This window comes from Kitasatospora sp. CM 4170 (assembly GCF_032110285.1).
Lineage (GTDB): Bacteria > Actinomycetota > Actinomycetes > Streptomycetales > Streptomycetaceae > Kitasatospora > Kitasatospora aburaviensis.
The window spans coordinates 5,506,767-5,530,213 of record NZ_CP134877.1; the positions used below are offsets into that span (position 1 = coordinate 5,506,767).

The 23,447-nt window shown below is 73.1% G+C and carries 19 protein-coding genes; 10 read left to right on the top strand and 9 right to left on the bottom strand.

The features are described from left to right. The first annotated feature begins 64 nt into the window (after positions 1-64). On the top strand, positions 65-2,146 hold the full coding sequence (locus tag RMN57_RS23610) for a thioredoxin domain-containing protein (protein ID WP_313765328.1): 2,082 nt from the start codon (positions 65-67) through the stop codon (positions 2,144-2,146). A 180-nt stretch (positions 2,147-2,326) separates the two neighbouring features. Continuing rightward, positions 2,327-3,169, top strand: coding sequence for a sterol desaturase family protein (locus RMN57_RS23615; protein WP_313765329.1), 843 nt, complete (start codon positions 2,327-2,329; stop codon positions 3,167-3,169). A 140-nt stretch (positions 3,170-3,309) separates the two neighbouring features. Here RMN57_RS23615 and RMN57_RS23620 read toward each other — a convergent pair whose 3' ends face one another. Both RMN57_RS23620 and RMN57_RS23625 read right to left on the bottom strand, forming a co-directional pair. Continuing rightward, entirely contained in the window at positions 3,310-3,978 is a 669-nt protein-coding gene (locus RMN57_RS23620) for a TetR family transcriptional regulator (protein ID WP_313765330.1), read from the bottom strand. Between the two features lie 8 nt (positions 3,979-3,986). Beyond that, entirely contained in the window at positions 3,987-5,639 is a 1,653-nt protein-coding gene (locus RMN57_RS23625; protein ID WP_313765331.1) for an MFS transporter, read from the bottom strand. A 314-nt stretch (positions 5,640-5,953) separates the two neighbouring features. On the opposite strand from RMN57_RS23625, the gene RMN57_RS23630 reads away from it, so the two are divergent. After that, positions 5,954-6,553 carry a hypothetical protein gene (locus RMN57_RS23630; protein ID WP_313765332.1) on the top strand — a complete coding sequence of 200 codons (600 nt, stop codon included), beginning with the start codon at positions 5,954-5,956 and terminating at the stop codon, positions 6,551-6,553. On the opposite strand, the gene RMN57_RS23635 is transcribed toward RMN57_RS23630, so the two are convergent. After that, positions 6,524-7,216, bottom strand: a complete 693-nt coding sequence (locus RMN57_RS23635; protein WP_313765333.1) for a hemolysin III family protein — start codon at positions 7,214-7,216, stop codon at positions 6,524-6,526. The genes RMN57_RS23630 and RMN57_RS23635 overlap by 30 nt on opposite strands. A gap of 274 nt (positions 7,217-7,490) precedes the next feature. Between RMN57_RS23635 and RMN57_RS23640 the strand changes: the two genes are divergently transcribed. Beyond that, positions 7,491-9,302 carry a phosphoenolpyruvate carboxykinase (GTP) gene (locus RMN57_RS23640; protein WP_313765335.1) on the top strand — a complete coding sequence of 604 codons (1,812 nt, stop codon included), beginning with the start codon at positions 7,491-7,493 and terminating at the stop codon, positions 9,300-9,302. A 204-nt stretch (positions 9,303-9,506) separates the two neighbouring features. On the opposite strand, the gene RMN57_RS23645 is transcribed toward RMN57_RS23640, so the two are convergent. Both RMN57_RS23645 and RMN57_RS23650 read right to left on the bottom strand, forming a co-directional pair. Continuing rightward, positions 9,507-10,721 (bottom strand): pyridoxal phosphate-dependent aminotransferase, encoded by a 1,215-nt coding sequence (locus RMN57_RS23645; protein ID WP_313765336.1) that lies wholly within the window; start codon positions 10,719-10,721, stop codon positions 9,507-9,509. A gap of 100 nt (positions 10,722-10,821) precedes the next feature. Continuing rightward, positions 10,822-11,601, bottom strand: coding sequence for a hypothetical protein (locus tag RMN57_RS23650; RefSeq protein ID WP_313765337.1), 780 nt, complete (start codon positions 11,599-11,601; stop codon positions 10,822-10,824). A 198-nt stretch (positions 11,602-11,799) separates the two neighbouring features. On the opposite strand from RMN57_RS23650, the gene RMN57_RS23655 reads away from it, so the two are divergent. After that, positions 11,800-12,513 (top strand): prepilin peptidase, encoded by a 714-nt coding sequence (locus RMN57_RS23655; RefSeq protein WP_313765338.1) that lies wholly within the window; start codon positions 11,800-11,802, stop codon positions 12,511-12,513. 133 nt (positions 12,514-12,646) lie between these two features. On the opposite strand, the gene RMN57_RS23660 is transcribed toward RMN57_RS23655, so the two are convergent. Further along, complete coding sequence (locus tag RMN57_RS23660; protein WP_313765339.1) at positions 12,647-14,245, bottom strand: carbohydrate binding domain-containing protein; 1,599 nt, start codon at positions 14,243-14,245, stop codon at positions 12,647-12,649. A gap of 406 nt (positions 14,246-14,651) precedes the next feature. Here RMN57_RS23660 and RMN57_RS23665 point away from each other — a divergent pair, with 406 nt between their 5' ends. From RMN57_RS23665 to RMN57_RS23680, 4 genes are all read left to right on the top strand, one after another. Further along, positions 14,652-15,446, top strand: coding sequence for an isoprenyl transferase (locus RMN57_RS23665; RefSeq protein WP_238951068.1), 795 nt, complete (start codon positions 14,652-14,654; stop codon positions 15,444-15,446). 270 nt (positions 15,447-15,716) lie between these two features. Next, on the top strand, positions 15,717-17,051 hold the full coding sequence (locus RMN57_RS23670) for a PhoH family protein (RefSeq protein ID WP_313765340.1): 1,335 nt from the start codon (positions 15,717-15,719) through the stop codon (positions 17,049-17,051). A 446-nt stretch (positions 17,052-17,497) separates the two neighbouring features. Further along, a complete protein-coding gene (locus RMN57_RS23675) occupies positions 17,498-18,220 on the top strand; it encodes a transglycosylase SLT domain-containing protein (protein ID WP_313765341.1) in 723 nt (240 codons plus the stop codon). Positions 18,221-18,670: 450 nt separating this feature from the next. Next, positions 18,671-20,200, top strand: a complete 1,530-nt coding sequence (locus tag RMN57_RS23680; RefSeq protein WP_313765342.1) for an AI-2E family transporter — start codon at positions 18,671-18,673, stop codon at positions 20,198-20,200. Between the two features lie 112 nt (positions 20,201-20,312). Here the strand turns inward: RMN57_RS23680 and RMN57_RS23685 are convergent, their stop codons facing one another. Beyond that, positions 20,313-20,855: an alkyl hydroperoxide reductase gene (locus RMN57_RS23685; RefSeq protein ID WP_313765343.1), complete on the bottom strand. Its 543-nt coding sequence runs from the start codon at positions 20,853-20,855 to the stop codon at positions 20,313-20,315. 5 nt (positions 20,856-20,860) lie between these two features. After that, complete coding sequence (locus tag RMN57_RS23690) at positions 20,861-21,412, bottom strand: peroxiredoxin (protein ID WP_313765344.1); 552 nt, start codon at positions 21,410-21,412, stop codon at positions 20,861-20,863. A 191-nt stretch (positions 21,413-21,603) separates the two neighbouring features. Here RMN57_RS23690 and RMN57_RS23695 point away from each other — a divergent pair, with 191 nt between their 5' ends. Beyond that, positions 21,604-22,581: a LysR substrate-binding domain-containing protein gene (locus RMN57_RS23695; RefSeq protein WP_313765345.1), complete on the top strand. Its 978-nt coding sequence runs from the start codon at positions 21,604-21,606 to the stop codon at positions 22,579-22,581. A gap of 84 nt (positions 22,582-22,665) precedes the next feature. On the opposite strand, the gene RMN57_RS23700 is transcribed toward RMN57_RS23695, so the two are convergent. Further along, on the bottom strand, positions 22,666-23,292 hold the full coding sequence (locus RMN57_RS23700; RefSeq protein WP_313765346.1) for a helix-turn-helix domain-containing protein: 627 nt from the start codon (positions 23,290-23,292) through the stop codon (positions 22,666-22,668). Positions 23,293-23,447 lie beyond the last annotated feature (155 nt).

The following is a 23,447-nucleotide window of genomic DNA, read 5'->3' on the forward strand; positions in this document are numbered from 1 at the left end:
CCAAGCGGACGGAGGTGCGCGGGTCCCACAGCCGGGGCCGGAACGCTGTGAGAGGCTGGGGTGTATGAACCGGTTGGCTGGTGTGACCTCGCCTTATCTGCTTCAGCACGCTGACAATCCGGTCGACTGGTGGCCCTGGGGGCCGGAGGCTTTCGAGGAAGCGCGACGGCGAAATGTACCCGTTCTGCTATCAGTTGGCTACGCAGCGTGCCACTGGTGCCACGTGATGGCGCACGAGTCCTTCGAGGACGACGGCGTGGCCGCGTACGCCAACGAGCGGTTCGTCGCGGTCAAGGTCGACCGGGAGGAGCGCCCGGACGTCGACGCCGTCTACATGGAGGCCGTGCAGGCGGCGACCGGGCAGGGCGGCTGGCCCATGACGGTCTTCCTCACCCCCGACAAGGACCCGTTCTACTTCGGGACGTACTTCCCGCCCGAGCCCCGGCACGGGATGCCGTCCTTCCGGCAGGTGCTGGAGGGCGTGGACGCGGCCTGGCGGGACCGGCGCGACGAGGTCGGCGAGGTCGCCGCCCGGATCCGGGCCGACCTGGCCGAGCGCGCCTCGGTCTACGCGGTGGGCGCCGGCGTGCACCAGCCCCCCGGCGAGGCCGACCTGCACCAGGCGCTGGTCGCGCTCAGCCGGGAGTTCGACACCCGGCGCGGCGGCTTCGGCGGCGCGCCCAAGTTCCCGCCGGCCATGGTGATCGAGTACCTGCTCCGCCACCACGCCCGGACCGGCTCCGAGGCGGCGCTGGAGATGGCCGGGCGGACCGCCGAGGCGATGGCCCGCGGCGGCATCCACGACCAGCTCGGCGGCGGCTTCGCCCGCTACGCGGTGGACGCCGGCTGGGTGGTCCCGCACTTCGAGAAGATGCTCTACGACAACGCGCTGCTGCTCCGCGCGTACCTGCACCTGTGGCGGTCCACCGGCTCCCCGCTCGCCCGCCGGGTGGCGCTCTCCACCGCCGACTTCCTGCTGCGCGAACTGCGCACCCCCGAGGGGGCGTTCGCCTCGGCCCTGGACGCGGACAGCCTGGACCCGGAGAGCGGCGAACAGGCCGAGGGCGCGTACTACGCCTGGACGCCCGGGCAGCTGGCCGAGGTGCTGGGGGAGGAGGACGGCCGGTACGCCGCCGAGCTGTTCGAGGTGACCGCGGCCGGGACGTTCGAGCACGGCGCCTCGGTGCTGCAGCTGCCGGCCGACCCCGAGGACCCGGAAGCCCACGAGCGCGTCCGGGCCCGGCTGTTCGAGGCGCGGGCCGCCCGCCCCGCGCCCGCGCGCGACGACAAGGTGGTGGCCGCCTGGAACGGGCTCGCCATCGCCGCGCTCGCCGAGACCGGCGCGCTGCTCGACCAGCCCGACCTGGTCGAGGCCGCCGAGCGCGCCGCCGACCTGCTGCTCGCCGTCCACCTCACCCCCGACGGCCGGCTGCTGCGCACCTCCCGGGACGGCCGGGCCGGTGCGAACGCCGGCGTCCTGGAGGACTACGCCGACACCGCCGAGGGGTTCCTCGCGCTCTTCGCCGTCACCGGCGAGGCCGAGTGGCTGCAGCTCGCCGGCGGGCTGCTCGACACGGTGCTCAAGCACTTCGCCGACGAGGCCTCCGGCGCGCTGTACGACACCGCGGACGACGCCGAGGAGCTGATCCGGCGCCCGCAGGACCCGACCGACAACGCGACCCCCTCCGGCTGGACGGCCGCCGCCGGGGCCCTGCTCACCTACGCCGCGTACACCGGCTCGGCGCGCCACCGCACCGCCGCCGAGCGGGCGCTCGGCATCGTCGGGGCGCTGGCCGGCCGGGCGCCGCGGTTCATCGGCTGGGGCCTGGCCGTGGCCGAGGCGCTGGCCGACGGGCCGCGCGAGGTCGCGGTGATCGGCCCGGCCGGGACGCCGGCCACGGCCGCGCTGCACCGCGCCGCGCTGCTGGGCACCGCGCCCGGCGCGGTGGTCGCGGTCGGCGGGCCGGGTGCCGCGTCGGACGAGGTGCCGCTGCTGGCCGGCCGGCCGCTGGTCGACGACGCGCCCGCCGCGTACGTCTGCCGGCACTTCGCCTGCGACGCGCCGACCACCGATCCGGCGGCGCTGGCCGAACGGCTCGGCGCGCGGACGGACCCGGGCGGGGCAGGGCCTGGCGGCGAGCGGTAGCGGGTCGGGCAGGGCCGGGCCGCACCTGCGCGGAGCGGGGGCGGTAGCGGGGGCGGTAACGGGCCGGGGCGGCAGAGCTGCTTCCGGCCGGTGGGGGGCTGCCCCATCCTGGACTTGCGTGGTCGAGGGCGGCCCGCCTCCGGGCACGCCCGGGGCGGCCGCGGAGTGGGGGGCACGGTGATGGACGGACTGCTGGCCTGGGCGGGCGGGCTGAGCCCGGTCGCGGTGGTGGCGGGCGCGCTGCTCGCCAACATCGGGCTGTTCGTGGTGGCACTGGTCGGCGGCGGACTGCTGGTCCGGCGCTTCGGCGACCGGAGGGTGACGCCGGTCCCGCCGCCGCCCGACCGGCGGGAGCGGCTCCTCACGGTGACCGCCGTCCTGCTCAACGCCGGCCTCGGGGTGGCTGGTTGGGCGCTATGGCGGGCCGGCTGGATCCGGCTCTCGGCGGACACCGGACTCCGTGCGGCGGTCGAACTGCTGCTGTTCGCCCTGGTGATGGACGGCCTGATGTACGGCGGCCACTGGCTGGCCCACCGCCGGCGGCTCTACCGGCTGGCGCACGAGATCCACCACGGCTACCCGGATCCGCGGCCGTCCACCCTCTTCGTGCTGCACCCGCTGGAGGTGCTCGGCTTCGGCGGCACCTGGATCGCGGTGCTCTGCCTGCGCGAGATCTCCGCCGCGGCGCTCTTCGGGTACATCGGCCTCAACCTGGTCTTCGGCCTGCTCGGGCACCTCGGCGTCGAGCCGTTCCCGGCCGGCGTCCGGCGGCGCGCGGTGTTCCGCTGGGTGGCGCTGCCGATGTTCCACGCGGCCCACCACGCCGACCCCGCGGTCAACCTGGGGTTCTACACCACGGTGTGGGACCGCCTGTTCGGCACCATCGACCCCGGGTACGACGCCCTGCGCCGGGCCGAGCGGCCGGAGTTGAAGGTGACAGCGCAGAGTCAGGCGGGGCAGGCGGGGCAGGCGGGGCAGGCGGGTCCGGGTCGGGCGGATCGGGCGGGTCGGTCGATCGCGTGAACCCGCTCGGCCGGCGGATCCGGGGGCCGACCGGGCCGGTGCCGCCGCGCTGCGCCACCGGAGTGCCGCCGTCGTGGGAATCACCGGCCACCGGGCGGGGTCCGGCGCGGCGGCCGGGCTCCGCCCTGCGCGTCCAGGGCCTACACGCCGGTGAAGCCCTGCTCCAGCAGGGCGAAGGTGTGGTCCACCAGGTCCGCGATGTCCTGCGCGCCGCCGCCGTCCGCCCACCGCAGCACCGTCTCGGTGGTGGCCGCGCCGATCGCGGCGGCGGTGATCCGCATCTCGAAGGTCGGCTCCTCGACGCCGGCCCGCCGGGTCAGCACGGTGAGGTAGAGCTGTTGCGGGTCGTTGGCGGTCTCGTGCAGGCGGGCGCGCAGTGCCGGGACGTCGTTGACCAGCCGCATCCGGGTCAGCAGTTCGTCGCGCTCGTGCTGGAGCAGCTCGCGCATCAGGCCGATGATCGCCTCGCGGCAGGAGCGCAGAAACGGTTCATCCGTCGGGCGGGCCAGCAGCGCGGCGACCATCGCCGGGTCGTACTCGTCGGTGAGGACCAAGTCCTCCTTGGTGGCGAAGTACCGGAAGAAGGTGGACTGCGAGACCTCGGCCGCGGCGGCGATCTGCTCCACGGTGGTGTTCTCGTAGCCCTGCTCGGCGATCAGCCGGTACGCCTCGCGGCGGATCGCCTGGCGGGTCTTCAGCTTCTTCCGCTCGCGCAGCGACAGCGGCTCCTCCAGCATCGCCTGGACCGGATTGGCCGTCGGCCCTGCCGCGGATGCCGGGGGTGCCGCTGTCGGCCGCGCTGCGCTCATACCTTCGATTATCGGTGATCGGCCGCAGGCGCGGCGGCGTTCCCCGACAGCCGGCCGGCAGCGCTCCCGGCACCGCCCCCGACGGTGTCCGCTGCGCCCGCTTCGACCCCGGTGCCCGCCCCGTCTTCGGGGCCCGCACCGCCGGCGGCGGCCGGGTGGGCTTCCGCGGCGGGCATCCGCAGCGCGACCAGGACCGCCGACAGCGCCGCGATCACCCCGGCGGCCAGCAGCACCACCGTCATCCCGTGCACGTAGGCGGTGTGGGCGGCGGTGGCCAGTGCCTGGTCACCGGTGGTGGCGGCCACCGCGTCGGCGGCGACCACCGACTGCTCGGCCTGGTGCACCGCGTCCGCGGGGAACGCCGAGATCTCCAGCGCGCCCCGGTAGGAGCCGGACAGCAGGCTGCCGAAGACGGCCACCCCGATCGCGCCGCCGACCTGGCGGAGCGTCTGGAGCAGCCCGGAGCCGACGCCGGCCCGGGCGGGCGGCAGGGTCAGCATGGCGGAGGCCTGGGCGGTGATCAGCGCCAGTCCCATGCCCAGGCCGAGCAGGACGAGCCAGACCGCCGCCAGGCCGTAGCCGTCGGAGACCCCGGTCCGGCTGCCGAGCAGCAGGGCCGCGGCCAGCAGCGCCAGCCCGAGGGTGATCACGGTGCGCGGGCCGGTCCGGGCGACCAGGCGGTCGCTGAGTTTCGCGGCCACCATCAGTCCGAGCATCATCGGCATCATCCGCAGGCCGGTGCCGAAGGCGTCGGCGCCGAGCACGCTCTGGAAGTAGAGCGGCAGGACGAAGAACGCGCCGAACAGCACCAGCGAGACGAGCGTCGCGGCCACCGCCGACCAGCGGAAGGCCGGGTCGGCGAGCAGGGCGAGGTCGAGCATCGGGTCCCGCTGCCGGCGGCTGCGCAGTACCAGGGCGGTGAGGGCGGCCAGCGAGCCACCGAGCATCCCGAGCACCAGCGGATCGGCCCAGCCGCGCTCGGGGACCTCGATGATGCCGAAGGTGAGCGCCGCCAGTCCGCCCGCGCCGAGCGCGGCGCCGAGCAGGTCGAGCCGGGGTGCGGCGGGGTTGCGGGTCTCGGGAAGCAGCAGCACGCAGGCGACGATGCCGACGAGGGTCAGCGGGATGTTGATCGCGAAGACGGAGCCCCACCAGAGGTGCTGGAGCAGGAAGCCGCCGATCAGCGGTCCGAGCGGGGCGCCGGCGGCGAGCGCCGTGGACAGGACGGCGGTCGCGCGGCGCTGCTCCGCGGCGGGGAAGAGCCCGGGGATCACCGCCAGGGACATCGGCATCACCAGGGCGCCGGCCAGGCCCATCGCGCCCCGGGCGGCGACCACGGTGCCGGGGCTGTCGGCCAGCATGCCGACGGCGGAGGCGAGGGCGAACAGGCCGAGGCCGGCGGTGAGCGTCCGGCGGCGGCCGAACCGGTCGCCGATCAGGCCGGCGGGCAGCATCGCGGCGGCGAAGACGACGGTGTACGAGTCGACGATCCACTGCTGCTGGCCGGTGGTGGCCCGCAGCTGGGAGGCCAGGGTGGGCAGGGCGACGTTCAGGATCGTCATGTCGAAGCTGATCACCAGGGCGCTGAGTGCGACGGCGACCAGCGCCAGCCAGCGTCGTGGGTCCGGTCCGGACGGGGCTTGGGCAGGGGTGGTCGGCACGGCAACCTCCGAGAAGCCGGAATGTGGGTGGGAAGTTCCTCTCAAATGACAGTAACTCTCAAAAGAAGGTCGCCGTCAACGTGCGGAGTGGTGGCGTTGTGGTCACGCTCGGTGACGTGTGCTGGAAGTGAGGGTTCCGCACGGGGAATTGACGCAACGTTGATCTGTCGTTCGCCGCTCCGGGGCGGCTCCGGGTGACTGTCGGTAGATACGATGTGGCAATCGGTCAGTTGCAGGCCGACGCGTGCCGAGAGCGGAGAAGGGGTGGGGCGGCAGGAGCCGACCACGAGCCCGGCGCAGGAAGGGGATACCGAATGGCCGACAGGGAGTCGACCGCCCAGATCTGGGGCGCGGCAGTGGTGGTGGCCTCGGCGCTGGCCGTGGTCGCGGCCTATCTGATCAACGGCGCCGTGCTGGTGCTGGTGGTCGCCGGGGTCGAGGTGCTGCTGCTGATGGTCCACGTCGGCCGGCGCTGGCGACGGCTCCGTCAACCGGCCGCGCCGTCCGGTCACCAGGGGCCGGGGGGTGCGCCGGACGCGGCGCACTGCGAGCGCTGCCGTCGGGCGCGCGAGGCGCTGGACGCGCGGCGGGCGCGTTCCCTCCCGCGGCCGGGATCCCGGGCGGAGCGCCGGGAGGCGCGCCGGTCCGGGGGGCTCGCGGGTCACGACCACGCGGGCCGCGACCCCCACTCCCAGGAGCACTCCGGCTGTGACGCCTCCGGCCGTGACGCCTCCCCTGAGATCCCCTCCCACGACCGCGCCGGCCGCGACCACGCCGGCCACGACCGCTCCGGCCAGGCGTGCCGTCCCGCCCGGGAATGGACAGCGGAACGGGCGGCCGCCCGGTCACTGGACCGGCCGACCGCCCGTCGCGGGGCGCAGGGCTCAGTTGGCCGCGCTGTACGCCACCAGTGAGACGCCGACGTACTGCACGATGAAGGCCCCGAGGGTGAAGGCGTGGAACACCTCGTGGAAGCCGAACCAGCGCGGTGACGGGTTGGGCCGCTTGAGCCCGTACACCACTCCGCCGACGCTGTAGAGCACGCCGCCCACGATCATCAGCACCAGGACCGCGACGCCGCCGGTGCGCAGGAAGTCCGGCAGGAAGAACGCGGCGGCCCAGCCCAGCGCTATGTACACCGGCGTGTACAGCCAGCGCGGCGCCCCGACCCAGAACACCCGGAACGCGATCCCGGCCAGTGCGCCGCCCCAGACCGCCCAGAGCAGCACCTGCTGCGCGGCGCCGTCCAGCAGCAGGATGGTGAACGGGGTGTAGGTGCCCGCGATGATCAGGAAGATGTTCGCGTGGTCGAGCCGGCGCAGCACCGCGTCGCCGCGCGGACCCCAGGTGAAGCGGTGGTAGACCGCACTGACCCCGAACAGCAGCCAGGCGCTGGCGGAGTAGATCGCGCAGGCGATCTTGGCGGGGGTTGAGTCGGCCAGGCAGATCAGCACGATCCCGGCGGCCACCGTGGCGGGGAACATCCCGGCGTGCAGCCAGCCGCGCCACTTCGGCTTGCCTTCGGCACTCTCCGTGCTCTCCGCGCTCTCCAGGAGCTCAGCAGTCATGCGGAGCATGCTATCCGCTACCTACGGCTCCGTAGGTTACCGGCTCGTAGGAAGTGGCGATCATCACTACTTGGACGTTTTGGAGTAATCGAAGCCGGGGTTGGCGGGGTCCGGCCCGGCCGAAAGTGCCCGGTTACCAACCAGTAATCAGACGGCTTGTAGTAAAAGATGCGTCAATTTCACCGATGCGCCGTATTCGGGGCCCGAGGCCGGAGCTACGCTGCAAGCACCCTCAAACCCCCGCTACGCCGTCTCCTCGCCGAGATGGCGTGAAGGAGCGATCGTGTCGAACGAGAACCTCGCGCCCACCCGCCACAAGCGTCTGCTTGCCTGGGTGAGCGAGATCGCGGAGCTCACCCAGCCCGACCGCATCGAGTGGTGCGACGGGTCCGAGGAGGAGTACCAGCGCCTCGCGGACCTGCTGGTGGCTCAGGGCACCTTCAAGAAGCTGAACGAGGAGAAGCGCCCCAACTCCTACTACGCCGCCTCGGACCCCACGGACGTGGCGCGCGTGGAGGACCGCACGTACATCTGCTCCGAGCAGGAGAAGGACGCCGGCCCGACCAACAACTGGAAGGCCCCCGCCGAGATGCGGGAGATCTTCCAGGGCGAGAAGGGCCTGTTCCGCGGCGCGATGAAGGGACGCACCATGTACGTGGTGCCGTTCTCGATGGGCCCGGTGGGCTCCCCGCTGGCCGCGTACGGCGTCGAGATCACCGACTCCGCCTACGTCGCCGTGTCGATGCGGGTGATGACCCGCATGGGCCGGGCCGTGCTGGACCAGCTCGGCGAGGACGGCGACTTCGTCAAGGCCGTGCACACCGTCGGCGCTCCGCTCGCCGAGGGTCAGGCGGACGTGCCGTGGCCGTGCAACAGCACCAAGTACATCTCGCACTTCCCGGAGACCCGGGAGATCTGGTCCTTCGGCTCGGGCTACGGCGGCAACGCCCTGCTCGGCAAGAAGTGCTACGCGCTGCGCATCGCCTCGACCATGGCCCGGGACGAGGGCTGGCTGGCCGAGCACATGCTCATCCTGAAGCTCACCCCGCCGTCCGGCGAGGCCAAGTACGTCGCGGCCGCCTTCCCGTCGGCCTGCGGCAAGACCAACCTGGCCATGCTCCAGCCGACCATCCCGGGCTGGAAGGTCGAGACGATCGGCGACGACATCGCCTGGATGCGCTTCGGCGCCGACGGCCGCCTGTACGCCATCAACCCCGAGGCCGGCTTCTTCGGCGTCGCCCCCGGCACCGGCGTGGACACCAACGCCAACGCCATCGACACCCTCTGGGGCAACACGGTCTTCACCAACGTCGCCCTGACCGACGACGGCGACGTCTGGTGGGAGGGCCTCACCGACGAGCCGCCGGCCCACCTCACCGACTGGCGCGGCAACGACTGGACCCCGGAGTCCGGCACCCCCGCCGCCCACCCGAACGCCCGCTTCGCCGTCCCGGCGGCGCAGTGCCCGACCATCGCCCCCGAGTGGGAGGACCAGGCGGGTGTGCCGATCTCGGCGATCCTGTTCGGCGGCCGCCGCGCCACCGCCGTCCCGCTGGTGACGGAGTCCTTCGACTGGCAGCACGGTGTCTTCCTGGGCGCGAACATCGCCTCCGAGAAGACCGCGGCCGCCGAGGGCACCGTCGGCGAGCTGCGCCGCGACCCGTTCGCGATGCTGCCCTTCTGCGGCTACAACATGGGCGACTACTTCGCCCACTGGCTGAAGGTCGGCGCCCAGGCGGACACCGGCAAGCTGCCGAAGATCTACTACGTGAACTGGTTCCGCAAGAACGCCGAGGGCAAGTTCGTCTGGCCCGGCTACGGCGAGAACAGCCGCGTGCTGAAGTGGATCGTCGAGCGCCTGGAGGGCAACGGCAAGGGCGTCGAGACCCCGATCGGCGTGCTGCCGTCCGTCGACGGCTTCGACCTGGAGGGCCTGGAGCTCTCCGAGGCCGACCGTGAGCTGCTCTTCACCGTGGACGCCGACATCTGGCGTCAGGAAGCCGCACTCGTCCCCGCCCACCTGGAGCTCTTCGGCGACCACACGCCGACCGAGCTGTGGGACGAGTACCGAAACCTCGTCGCCCGCCTCGGCTGAGCCTGAGCCTCAGCCGGCGAACGGTCGGCGCGTGGCACGAATCGCGCGTCGACCGAGCGACAGGACGGCCGGAGCCCCTGCTGGACGATCTTTCCCCGACCAAGGAGATCGTCCGGCGCCCGGGGCTCCGGCCGTAGTCGTCTTTCCGGGGGCGTCCGGACAGCTCCGGACGCCCCCGCGTGTCCGCGTCCGCCCCACCCGCCGTCAGGGCTGGGTGTAGCCGCCGAGGAAGGCGCCGATCCGGGTCACGGCGTCGGTGATGTCCTCGGCCCGGGGCAGGGTGACCAGCCGGAAGTGGTCCGGCTCGGGCCAGTTGAAGCCGGTGCCCTGGACCAGCAGGATCCGCTCGGCCCGCAGCAGGTCGAGCACCATCCGGGCGTCGTCCTTGATCTTGTAGACCTTCGGGTCCAGCCGGGGGAAGGCGTAGAGCGCGCCCTTGGGCTTCACGCAGCTCACGCCCGGGATCTCGTTGAGCAGCCGGTAGGCGGCGTCCCGGGACTCCAGCAGCCGGCCGCCGGGCAGCACCAGGTCCCGGATCGACTGCCGGCCGCCGAGCGCCGCGGCCACCGCGTGCTGGGCCGGCATGTTGGCGCACAGGCGCATCGAGGCGAGCACGGTCAGGCCCTCGATGTAGCTGCGGGCCCGGTTCCGGTCGCCGGAGAGCACCATCCAGCCGGAGCGGAAGCCCGCGACCCGGTAGGCCTTGGAGAGGCCGTTGAAGGTGACGCAGAAGAGGTCCGGCGCCAGGGTGGCCAGCGGGACGTGCTCGGCGTCGTCGTAGAGGATCTTGTCGTAGATCTCGTCCGCGTAGACCACCAGCTTGTGCCGGCGGGCGATCTCGACCAGGCCCTCCAGGACCTCGCGCGGGTAGACCGCGCCGGTCGGGTTGTTCGGGTTGATCACCACGATCGCCCTGGTCCGGTCGGTGACCTTGGCCTCGATGTCGGCGAGGTCCGGGTACCACTCGGACTGCTCGTCGCAGCGGTAGTGCACGGCCGTGCCGCCGGCCAGCGAGACGGAGGCGGTCCAGAGCGGGTAGTCCGGCGCGGGGACGAGCACCTCGTCGCCGTCGTCCAGCAGCGCCGTCATGGCCAGCTGGATCAGCTCGGAGACGCCGTTGCCGAGGAAGACGTCCTCGACGGTGAGGCCGTGCAGCCCGCGCTCCTCGTAGTGCATCACCACCGCGCGGCGGGCGGAGAGCAGGCCCTTGGAGTCGCCGTAGCCGTGCGCGGACGCGAGGTTGCGCAGGATGTCCTGGAGGATCTCCGGCGGCGCGTCGAAGCCGAACACGGCGGGGTTGCCGGTGTTGAGCTTCAGGATGCGGTGGCCCTGCTCCTCCAGCCGCATCGCCTCGTCGAGCACCGGGCCGCGGATGTCGTAGCAGACGTTGGCGAGCTTGCTGGACTGGATGACCTGCATGCCTGCCTACTTTAGGGGCAGATCGGGGCGGTTCGGCGCGCGCACCGGGGCACGCGTCGGACCGCCCCGAGGGCCTGCCTTCGATCGGCAGGCGGGGCCGTCAGCCGACCTTCCAGACCAGCGGCTCGGTGTCCAGAACGCTGCCGAAGGTGAGGAACTGCGGCGGGGTGGCGGTCGGAACGAGATAGACAGCACACTGCTGCTGGCTCTGGCCGTCCGCCAGGGTGCCGGGCTTCTTGCCGGCGTCGCACTGCGGGATCGACTTCATGATCGTCGGGGCCGGGAGGACGCCGGTCGCCCTGGCGTCCGTGTTCACCTTGAACCGCATCATGAAGTACTCGTCGGTCAGCGGGGCGCCGGTGCGGTTGGTGAACGACACCGTGACGTAGTACGGCGTCCTCCCGTCGAGGTCGGCGGGCTTGAAGTTGAACGGCGCGATCTCGGCCGCGGTGCCCTTGACCACCGAGACCGGGGTGACGTCGGCCTTGGTCTTGCCCTGGTAGCTGCCGGTGGCGGTGAGCGCCAGCGGGTTGCCGTAGCCGACCTTGCCGCTGCCGCCGCTCGCCCCGCCGACCGGGTTGCCGCTGGTGGTGGCAGAGGGGGCACCGCCGGTGCCGCCGGTGCCCGCGCCCGTGCCGCCGGCGGCCGTACCGCCGGTACCGGCCGTCGCGCCGGCGCCGCCCGTGCCCGCACCCGCGCCGCCCGTGGCACCCGCGGCCGGGGGTGCCGTGGTGGCCGGGGCCGTGGCGGCGGTCGGGTCCCCGGCGCCCGCCGCGCCCGGGGCGACCGGGGTTTCGTTCTCCGGCCCGCAGGCCGTCAGCAGCATGGCCAGCGCCGCGGCCGGGACAGCGGCGCGCAGAACCGTCTGGGTCTTCGTCAAGATGTGTTCCCCGTGGATGATGTGGTCGGTGCGGCACCCGGGTCGCCGGGCGCCGTCCGGGTCCTGTCCGGCCGGTACCGCCGGGCGCACGATGCCGCGCTGATCCGACGGGCGCGACCGGACGGGCCCCAAGGCTCGGACGAGGACGACATCGGGCCGGTTCCCTCGCGGACGGTCCGTGGTGGCGGGAGGGTTGCTGTGATCGTCGCCGTACTCGGGGCGGTGCTGGCCGGAGCGCTGGTGGCACCGGCCCTGCGCGGGCTGGTGGTGCGGTACGCCGTGCCCGAGGGGCAGCCCTGGTGCACCCGCTGCCCGGCCTGCGACCGGGAGCTGCGCGGGCTGCCGCCGACCGGCCGTTGCCCGGGCTGCCGGGAGCGGCTGGGGCCGGGCGCCGGGCAGGTGGAGGCGGTCACCGCGCTGGCGGTGGCGGCCGCACTCTCGGCGGCGCACCCGGCCGACGCGGCCCTGCTGCTCTGGGCGGCCGGGCCGGGCGTGGTGCTCGGCTTCACCGACGCCCGGGTGCGCCGGCTGCCGTACGCGCTGAGCTGGACGCTGGCGGCGGGGCTGGCGCTGCTGCTGGTGGCCCTGGAGCTGGCCGACGGCAGCCCCGGCGTCCTGCTGCGCTGCCTGCTGGTGGCGCTCGCCGCCGCGGCGCTGTTCGAACTGCCGGCCTGGTTCGGGCTGATGGGCCCCGGGGACACCGTGCTGGCGCTCGGCCTCGGCGCGCTGCTCGGCCGCTACGGCTGGTCGGCCGCGTTCGGCGGGCTGTTCGCGGCCGCGGTGCTGGCCGGGCTCTGGTCGGTCGGACTGGCCGTCGCGGCCGTGCTGCGCCGCCGGCCGGTGCGCGGGCTCGACCTGCCGATGGGCCCGTTCCTGCTGCTCGGCGCGGCCGCCGCGGTGCTGCTGCAGTAGCGTCGCCGCGGCCGGGGCGGAGCCTGCGCCGCAGGACCTAGGGACGCGGACGGGCCCGCCGTACCGGTCGGGTACGGCGGGCCCGCCGCCGGTGCGCCGGACCCACCCTCAAGGGGCCGCGCGCCGCGGGGAGTTACGGCATCTGGTGGACGAACGGGCCGACCGCGTTGGAGAACGCGTTCCCGTTGTTGGCGTCCCAGTTGGTCGACCAGGTCATCGCGCCGCGGATGGTCGGCCACTTGGCCGGCGGGACGAAGCTGCCGCAGTTGCGGCCGGTGGCCAGGCAGTCCAGCGCGTTGTTCACCACGGACGGCGAGACGTAGCCGCCGCCGGCCGCCCGGCTGGAGGCCGGGACGCCGATGCCGACCTGGTCGGGCCGCAGGCCGCCCTGGATGTGGGTGCAGACCTGCGAGGTGATGAAGTCGATGGTGCCCTGGTTGTAGACCTTGCCGTCGCAGCCGTTCATGCCGCCCGAGTTGTAGAACTGGGTGTTGACGACGGTCAGGATGTCCTTGGTGTTCAGCGCGAGCTGGAAGTAGGCGCCGGCCGTGCTGTACATCCCGATGGTCTCCGGGGCCATCGTCAGGATGAAGCCCGGGCCGACCTTGGCCTGGAGGCCGTGCAGCGCGTTGCCGAGGTGGGTCGGGTTGACGCCGTTCTCCAGGTCGACGTCGATGCCGTCGAAGCCGTAGTCCCTGATGATCGCGTAGGCGCTGTCCACGAACGCGGCGGCCGCGGTGGCGTCGCCGACGGTGATCGCGCCGTTCTGGCCGCCGATCGACAGGACGACCTTCTTGCCGGCCGCCTGCTTGGCCTTCACGTCGGCGCGGAACTGCGCGTCGGTGTAGCCGCCGAGGGCCTTGGAGAGCGCCGGGTCGAGGGTGAAGCTGATCGCGCCCGTCCTGGTGGGCACCGCGTCGGCGAAGGAGACCGCGATGACGTCGTAGGCGCTCTGGACGTCGCCGAGCTTCTGGACGGTCGCGCCGTTGTCGAAGTTGTGCCAGTAGCCGGTGACCACGTGCTTGGGCAGGCCGGTGGCCGGCGGGGTGGTGCTGGTGGCGGTCGCCGTGGGCGTGGGGGTGGCGGTCTGGGTGGGCGTCGCGGTCGGAGTCGGGGTCGCGGTGGCCGTGGGGGTGGCGGTCGCGGTGGCCGTCGCGGTCGGGGTGGGCGTCGTGGTGGGGCTCGGGGTGGAGGTGCCGCCGGGGCCGCTCAGGGTGACGTCGTCGGCGAGGTAGGCGCTCTGGCCGTACCAGCCGTGCAGGTACACCGTGATGCTGGTGGTGCTCGCGCCGGTGGTGAAGGTCGAGGAGAGCTGGTTCCAGTCGGTCTGGTTCGACCAGGTGCTCGGCTCGGTGCCGCCGGTGCCCCGCGCGCCGAGGTAGACGTACGGGCCCTGGACCCAGGCGCTCAGCGAGTAGGCGGTGTTGGGCAGCACGCTGATGGTCTGGGTGCACTCGGCGGTGTCGCCGGCGCCCGGCGTGGCCCGGAGCGCGCCGGTGCCGGAGTGGACCGGGGCCGCGACGGTGGTCGCGGCGCCGGTGCAGGACCAGCCGGCGAGCGAGCCGCCGTCGAATCCGCCGTTGGTGACCAGGTTGCCGGCGGCCGCGTTGGCGCCGCCGGCGAGGAGGGCCAGACCGCTGCCGGCGAGGGCGAGAGCGGTGGCGCCGGCGGCGAGGGCCGGCAGGGGGCTGCGCCGGCGCCGGTGCGCGGGCTGGTTCGGCGTACGGGCCATGGGCGTGGGCTCCTGGGGAAGGAGCGGCCGCCGCGGTGGGGGGCGCGGCGGCCGCGTGTGGGGGAGGGCATGCATCCGCAGTGGTGCCTTGGCGGGGCGGGAGTCCGGTGCTCGTTCCGCCTCGGTCACAAGCTGGACTAGACCATTGCCGGCCGTCAAGGACGGGGCGGTCGGCTTACGGATTCCTTAAGGAACCGGATACCGTTCCGTAGCCGTCTCCCCCGGAGGCGGCCGGCTGCCCGACGGGTGTCTTCCGGCCAGGGCCGCCGCACCGGTCGCGACAGAGTCCGCACAGGACCGTGACCTGACCGCTACCTGCGGCTTTACCCAGCACGTCCGGGCGGGAGTAGGCTGCGCCCGGGGTTGTGACGCACCCCGGTGAAGAGTTACGGAGGGGCCGAAAACCATGGGTCTGCGCGATGTCGTCGAACGCACGCCGGGGCTGCGCACCCTGCTGGACGGTATGTACGGCCTCTACGGTCGCCGGGTCGAGGTGCACCTGGCCCGCACCCCGCACCACATCGGCGTGATCCTCGACGGGAACCGCCGCTGGGCGAAGGCCACCGGCGGCTCCACCGCGTACGGCCACCAGCGCGGCGCCGACAAGATCAGCGAGTTCCTCGGCTGGTGCGACGAGACGCACGTCAAGGTCGTCACCCTGTGGATGCTCTCCACCGACAACCTCTCCCGGCCCGCGGACGAGCTGGTCCCGCTGCTCGGGATCATCGAGGACGCCGTCACCGGCCTGGCCGCCGCCCGCCGCTGGCGGGTCAACCCGGTCGGCGCGCTGGACCTGCTGCCGCAGCACACCGCCGACGTGCTCAAGCGGGCCGCCGAGGAGACCGCGGGGATCGACGGGATCACGGTCAACGTCGCCGTCGGCTACGGCGGCCGGCACGAGATCGCGGACGCCGTCCGCTCGCTGCTCCAGGAGCACGCCGGGCGCGGCACCTCGATCGAGGAGCTGGCCGAGATCCTCGACGTCGAGCACATCGCCGAGCACCTCTACACCAAGGGCCAGCCCGACCCGGACCTGGTCATCCGCACCTCGGGCGAGCAGCGGCTCTCGGGCTTCCTGCTCTGGCAGAGCGCGCACAGCGAGTTCTACTTCTGCGAGGCGTACTGGCCGGCCTTCCGGAAGGTCGACTTCCTGCGCGCCCTGCGCGCGTACGAGCAGCGGAACCGGCGGATGGGTCTCTGAGGCCCCTTCCGCCCCACCGGGAGACCACTCCCGCCCCACCGGCCCCGCGGCGCACTGCGCCCGTGGGGCCGATCCGTCTCCAGTAGAGCTGGCGTACCCGGGCGGGGCGCGAGGCCAAACGTTCACCGGCAATGATCCGTCAGTTCGCCGGGGACGCGAATGCACCGCCCCTCGCCTGGGAATACTCCGATCAGACCGGCCCCGAGGCCACCGGGGCAGCGGGGGCCGGCTTGCCGCGGATGACGCAGGGTCATCCGCTCTGGAGGCCTAGTGGTCAGTTCCAAGAGCCGCCGGACACCAGACCGGCGCACGTACGTTCTCGACACCAGCGTGCTCCTGGCGGACCCGCTCGCCATGACCCGCTTCGAGGAGCACGAGGTCGTCCTTCCGGTGGTGGTCGTCACCGAGCTGGAGGCCAAGCGGCACCACCCGGAGCTGGGCTACTTCGCCCGCCAGGCGCTGCGACTCCTCGACGACTACCGCATCCGCTTCGGCCGGCTCGACGAGCCGATCCCGGTCGGCGAGCTCGGCGGGACCATCCGGGTCGAGCTCAACCACTCCGACCTGTCGATACTGCCGGTCGGCTACCGGGCCGGCGGGGGCGAGGCGGACGCCAGGATCCTGGCGGTCGCCCGGAACCTGCAGGCGGAGGGATACGACGTCACGGTCGTCTCCAAGGACCTCCCGCTGCGGATCAAGGCCAGCTCGGTCGGGCTCCTCGCCGAGGAGTACCGGGCCGAGCTGGCGGTCACCTCGGGCTGGACGGGTATGTCCGAGCTGCACGTCCCGGCGGACGACGTGGACGCGCTGTTCGCGGCCGGCCACGACGCCACGGTGGCGGTCGAGGGCGCCTCCGAGCTGCCCGTCCACACCGGACTGGTGCTCAGCTCCGAGCGCGGCCGGGCACTCGGCCGGGTCACCGGCGACGGCCGGGTCCGGCTGGTGCGCGGGGAACGCGAGGCCTTCGGGCTCCGCGGGCGCAGCGCCGAGCAGCGGGTCGCGCTGGACCTGCTGCTCGACCCGGAGGTGGGCATCGTCTCGATGGGCGGCCGGGCCGGCACCGGGAAGTCCGCGCTGGCCCTGTGCGCAGGCCTGGAGGCCGTGCTGGAGCGGCGGCAGCACCGCAAGGTGATGGTCTTCCGGCCGCTGTACGCGGTCGGCGGCCAGGAGCTCGGCTATTTGCCGGGCTCCGAGACGGAGAAGATGAGCCCCTGGGCGCAGGCGGTCTTCGACACCCTCTCCGCCGTCACCACCCCGGACGTGATCGAGGAGGTCATCTCCCGGGGCATGCTGGAGGTCCTGCCGCTGACCCACATCCGCGGGCGCTCCCTGCACGACGCCTTCGTGATCGTGGACGAGGCGCAGTCGCTGGAGCGGAACGTCCTGCTGACGGTGCTGTCCCGGATCGGGCAGGGCTCCCGGGTGGTGCTCACCCACGACGTGGCGCAGCGGGACAACCTGCGGGTCGGCCGGTACGACGGCGTGGTGGCGGTGGTGGAGAAGCTGAAGGGGCATCCGCTGTTCGCGCACATCACGCTCACCCGCTCCGAGCGTTCGCCGATCGCGGCGCTGGTCACGGAGATGCTGGAGGACATCCACCCGTGATCGGAGCGTTCCGGGCATAGTCGGACAATATGGTCAATTCCGGGCGTGGGGCCCGCTCCTGACGGAGCGGGCCTCCGCCCGTTTCATCACATCGAGTGCTTTCTGTCCGGAGAACCCCGGTGCGGTGAATGTGACATCCGCCACGCAACGGGGAATTGCGTCGACAGTGTCCGGTGCGGCATGGTGAGGGTTCTGTCAGGCCCCGCGTACGGCATGACAGGGCCCCGGGCGACCGGTGGCCCGGTCCGGACGGTCCGCCAACTCCGGTAGGTGGACGCACAATTGAACACCGATGAGCCGTACGCCGCCCGATCTCAACGCCCGGTCGCTCACCGCGGCCGGACGCCGGGTCAGTACCTCCCGTGACCAGTACCGTACGGAGGGCAGCGCCAAGGGGCATGTTGCGCCCGTACGGTCACGCGTGGGCGATGCTGGAAGGAATCCATGTGACTCGGATCTCGGTCCGGGGAGTTGCTGTGGCCTCCGCCACCGCCGTCACCGCCGTCGGTGCCGTCGTTGGTATGGCCTCGGGCAGCGAGGTCAAGACGACGCAGACGGTCGACGTCGCCGGCGCGACCCTGCTTGCCGAAGTCCCCTCTGGCGCCCAGGCGCAGACCATCAGCGACAACATCGGCACGCAGGCCTCCGCCCAGCAGGCCGCCGCCGAGGCGACCGCCAAGGCCGCGGCCGAGCAGAAGGCCGCCGAGGAGGCCGCGCGCCAGAAGGCCGCCGCCGACGCGCAGGCCAAGGCCGACGCGGAGAAGGCCGCCAAGGCGGCCGAGGAGAAGCGCAAGGCCGACGAGGCCGCCGCCAACCGCTCCAAGGCCCGTTCGGCGATGGCCGCCACCGACACCTCGGCCCCGCCGGTCTCGGTCAGCCCGGGCTCCGTCCAGGAGATCGCCCAGCAGATCGTCGGCAACGACGCGCAGTTCCAGTGCTTCAGCCAGATCGTGAAGCGCGAGAGCGGCTGGGACTACACCGCCACCAACAAGAGCTCCGGCGCCTACGGCCTCGTCCAGGCGCTCCCCGGCTCCAAGATGGCCTCGGCCGGCGCCGACTGGCGCACCAACCCGGCCACCCAGATCAAGTGGGGCCTGAACTACATGAACAGCCGCTACGGCAGCCCCTGTGGCGCCTGGTCGTTCTGGCAGTCCCACCACTGGTACTAGAGACGACCGGTACCCGGGAAGTCCGACGCAGCCCCCGACCGCCCTGAGCGGGGTCGGGGGCTGCGTCGTGCCGGGCGGGCCGCGCCGCCCGGGCTGCGCTGACCAGTGCGCTCACGGGCGGTGCGGTCCTGGGTGCGGACGCGGGGCGCGGGAAGGGGTCCTGGTTGCTCCCTGCACCGGCCGGTCCGCCGACAGATGGCCTGTGTTCTCGTCCGACTCCTCCCCGTTGTCACGGGCCTGAAACCCGCCGGTCCGGGTGGTTTTGCCCCGGTTCGCCGCGCCCGCCGGGCGCGGCTCGGGCCGCTCGCGCCGGCTCCGGGCGCGGCCAACCCACCCGCCCGCCGGACTCGCCGCGCACCGGGCGGGTAGTTTCATCCCTGACGGCCGTGGCACGACCCACGGCGTACCCGCCGGGCACGGCGGGCCCAGCGGGGAGCGGTGGTAGCGAGGATGGCGTGGGGCGGGAAGGCCTTCAAGACCGTGGCCAAGGGGGCGGCCGTGGTGGCGAGCGCGGCCGCGGTGATCGAGCGGCGCCGGCGCGCCGCGATCGCGGCAGAGGCCTACGAGCCCCCGCTCGCGGTGGAGCCGCCGCCGGTGGCGGTGCCGGCACCGCTCACCCCGCCACCGCTCGCTCCGGCACCGGTCTCCGCACCGCTGCCGGGGCCCCGTGAGGAGACGGTCCGCGCCGTTGCGCCGGCTCCGGCGCCCGCGAGCCCGACCGGCCACGCCGCGTTCGGCCGGGAGTACCACCCCGGCCGGCCCGCCACCCCGGCCGAGGCCGTGCCCTGGGGCCTGCGGGTGGCCGCCGAGTCCACCTGGCGGCTGCTGCTGCTCGGCGCCGCGCTCTACGTCGTCTTCTACATCGTCGACATGCTGCGGCTGGTGGCCTTCGCGGTCCTCGCCTCGCTGCTGATCTCGGCGCTGCTGGAGCCCACCGTCTCCTGGCTGCGCCGGCACGGCGTGCCGCGCTCGCTGGCCGCGGGCGGGGTGTTCATGAGCGGCCTGGCCGGGATCGGGCTGGTCGGCTGGTTCGTGGTCTGGCAGGTGACCACCAACCTGAACACGGTCACCACCAAGGTCCAGGACGGTGTCGCCACACTTCGGGACTGGCTGATCACCGGCCCGCTGCACCTGACCCAGCAGCAGATCACCGACTTCGCCAACCAGATCACCAAGGCGATCAGCACCAACACCGAGCAGCTCACCTCGGCCGGCCTCACCGGCGCGCAGATCGCCGTCGAGGTGCTGACCGCCGTCCTGCTCGCCTTCTTCACCACCTTCTTCCTGCTCTACGACGGTGAGCGGATCTGGAACTGGGCGCTGCGCGGCCTGCCCCGGCACTCCCGGTACGCGATGGCCGGCGCCGGCCCGAAGGCCTGGGCCACGCTCACCGCCTACGTCCGCGGCACCGTCTGCGTGGCGTTCATCGACGCGGTCTGCATCGGAGTCGGGATCCAGCTGCTCGGGGTGCCGATGGCGCTGCCGCTCGCGGTGATCATCTTCCTCGGGGCCTTCGTCCCGCTGGTCGGCGCGCTCGTCACCGGGACCGTCGCGGTGCTGATCGCGCTGGTCACCACGACGCCGTTCACCGCGCTGATGGTGCTGGTGGTGCTGATCGCCGTGCAGCAGATCGAGGGCCACGTGCTCCAGCCGCTGATCCTCGGCCGGGCGGTGCGCGTCCACCCGCTCGGCGTGGTCCTCGGGGTGGCGGCCGGCTCGATCATCGGCGGCATCGGCGGCGCCGTCGTCTCCGTCCCGCTGATCGCGGTCACCAACACCGTGGTCACCCACCTCCGCCGCCGCAACGAGGCCGGCCAGGCCGTCTTCACCGCCCTGGAGGCGGCCCGCGAGGCCGCCGCCACCCGCAGCCACGCCCAACCCGCCCCGGCGGACCGGCCGGCTCCGGCCGCCGCTGCGCCCGCGCCCGCGCCCGCGGCTGCTCCCGACCGGCCCGCCGCGGTCCGGCCCGCCGTCGACTGAGCGCCTCCCGGGCGCACCGGCGCACGAAGGCGCCGATGCGCGAACGCGCCGAAGGCCCGCCGGACACGGTGTCCGGCGGGCCTTCGTGCGTCTGTCGTGCGCCCGGTGTGCGTCAGGCGTCGACGGTGGCCAGGGCCGCCTCGGCGTCGAGGACGCCGGCCACGGCCTGGAGGATCGCGGCGATCTTCACCGAGGCCTGGATGACCTCGCGCTCGACGCCGGCCTTGCGGAGCACGCCCTCGTGCGAGTCGAGGCACTGGCCGCAGCCGTTGATGGCGGAGACCGCGAAGCACCAGAGCTCGAAGTCGGCCTTCTCGACGCCCGGGGTGCCGATGATGTTCATCCGCAGACCGGCCCGCATGCTGCTGTACTCCTTGTCGGAGAGCAGGTGCGTGGTCCGGTAGTAGACGTTGTTCATCCCCATGATCGCGGCCGCGCCCTTGGCGGCGTTGTACGCCTCCGGGGAGAGGTTGGCCTTGGCCTCGGGCTCCAGCTGGCGCAGCACCTCGGCGCTGCGGGTGGCCATCGCGCAGGAGAGCACGGTGCCCCAGAGCTGCTGGGCGGGGAGGTCGGAGTTGCCGATGACCGCGCTCAGGTTGAGCTTGAGGTCCTTGGCGTAGTCCGGCAGCGCGGACTTCAGGTCGTCGAGAGCCATGGTGGTCAGCCCGCCAGCAGGGCCTGGGCGTCGAGGGTGTCCTCGCCCTTGTTCCAGTTGCACGGGCACAGCTCGTCGGTCTGCAGGGCGTCCAGCACGCGCAGGACCTCCTTGGGGTTACGGCCGACGGAGCCGGCGGTCACCATGACGAACTGGATCTCGTTGTTCGGGTCGACGATGAACACCGCGCGCTGGGCGGTGCCGTCGGCGGCCTCGACGCCGCAGGCGCGCATCAGGTCGTGCTTGACGTCGGCCAGCATCGGGAACGGCAGGTCGCGCAGGTCCTTGTGGTCCTTGCGCCAGGCGTGGTGCACGAACTCCGAGTCGCCGGAGACGCCGAGGATCTGGGCGTCGCGGTCGGCGAACTCCTCGTTCAGCTTGCCGAACGCGGCGATCTCGGTCGGGCAGACGAAGGTGAAGTCCATCGGCCAGAAGAAGACGATCTTCCACTTGCCCTCGTAGGACTTGTGGTTGATCTCGGCGAAGGCGTTCGCGGCGTCCAGGTCGACGCAGGCGTTGAGTTCGAACTCGGGGAACTTGTCACCGATCGTGAGCACGTTCGCTTCTCCTGAAGTGAGATGAGGGGAGTTTGTCCGGATTGCGGAACGCTCTCCACCATTCCACATCGTGGACTGATCAGGGAAATAGCTACACTCGATGTGTCTGATCGGAGAGAGCTATCAATACCCCGACTTCCCGGCCCGGCCCCAAGGGGCGCAAGGCGGACGCCCGCAAACCCGACGGCGCTGTGGCGAGTGCCACATCCCGCGGCACCCGGACGCCCACCGTCGCCCAGCTGCGCGCCTTCGCCGCGGTGGCCGAGCACCGGCACTTCCGGGAGGCCGCGGCCGCGACCGGAACCAGCCAGCCGGCCCTGTCGGGCGCGGTCGCCGCGCTGGAGGAGGCGCTCGGTGCGCAGCTGATCGAGCGTACGACGCGGAAGGTGATCGTGACCCCCCTGGGGGAGCGGGTGGTCGAGCACGCGCACCGGGTGCTCGCCGCGCTGCAGGCGCTCACCGAGGAGGTCGAGGCGGCCCGTCGCCCGTTCACCGGCCCGCTGCACCTCGGGGTCATCCCGACCGTGGCGCCGTACCTGCTGCCGACCGTGCTGCGGCTGGTCCGCGACCGCTACCCGGAGCTGGAGCTGCACGTCCACGAGGAGCGGACGCCGTCGCTGCTGGACGGGTTGGCCGCCGGCCGGCTGGACGTCCTGCTGCTGGCGCTGCCGGCCGGGGGCGGCGCGCCGACCCGGGACATCCCGCTGTTCGACGAGGACTTCGTCCTGGTGACGCCGCCCGGGCACCCGCTGGCCGGCCGGATCGACGCCCCGCGCGACGTGCTGCTCGACCTGGACGTGCTGCTGCTGGAGGAGGGCCACTGCCTGCGCGACCAGGCCCTCGACATCTGCCGCGAGGTCGGCGCCGATCCTTCCCCGGCCTCCGGCCGGGGGTACCCCCATGGGTCCACCACCCGGGCGGCCGGCCTCTCCACCCTGGTCCAGCTGGTGGCCGGCGGGCTCGGCGTCACGCTGTTGCCCGCCACCGCGCTGGACGTCGAGGCGGGCCGCACCGACCGGCTGGCGGCCGTCCGGTTCGCCGCCCCCGCGCCGGGGCGCCGGATCGGGCTCGCCACCCGCCCCGGCTCGGCCCGCAGCGCCGAGTACGACCGGTTCGCCGCGAGCCTGCGCGAGGTGCTGGCCGAGCTGCCGGTGCGGATCGTCTGCTGACGGGTCGTCGGCCGCCGAGCGTTGGCGCCGTGAGCCGCTGAGCCGCTGAGCCGCTGGGTCGCTGAGCCCTGGCCGGACCCGGGCTCAGGGCAGCCGGGCGGGTGCGCCCAGGCAGAGCCCGACGGTGGTGGCGACCAGCAGGTCCAGGGCCCGGCGCGACCCCTGGTCGGGCTCCTCGCCGGCCGCCCGGAGCACCAGGTAGCGGTCGGTCAGGCCGTGGAAGCCGGCCAGGAAGTGGACGGCGACGTCGGCCGCGGGCGCCGCCAGCGGCTGCTCGTGCGCGGCGGCGAGCGCGGTCAGCAGCTCGGCCGCGGTCTCCTCGATCTCGTACTGGAGCGCGCGCATGATCTCCTGCAGGTCCGGGTCGCGCATCGCCAGTGCGGAGAACTCGGACATCAGGGCGCACTTGCCGCCCTCCCCGACCGCGCTGTCCCAGAGTGCGTAGACCATCGCGCGGACCTGGTCGCCGAACGCGCCGGCGCCCGGCGCGGCCGCGCGGACGTGGCCGATGAACTCGGCGGTCAGCTGCTCGACCACGGCGCGGTAGAGGTCCTTCTTGGTGCCGAAGGTGTAGTGCACCGTCGCCTGGGCCACCCCGAGCTCGGCCGCGATCGCCCGGGTGCTGCCGGCGGCGACACCCTCGCGGCTCATCAGGTCGATGGCGGCCTGGATCAGCTGGGGGCGTCGTTCGGAGGCGGGGACATGGGCCATTGGATCAGCGTATCGCCATGGTCGGGCAACCGTGTCGGCTGAACTTGTCATGAGCTCATGTCGGCCGACTTTGTCACGCGAACAAGTCGAGCGTACGGTGGATCACGACCCGTTCAGGCACCCGCCTGCCCGACCGACCTGATCGAAGGTTCTCC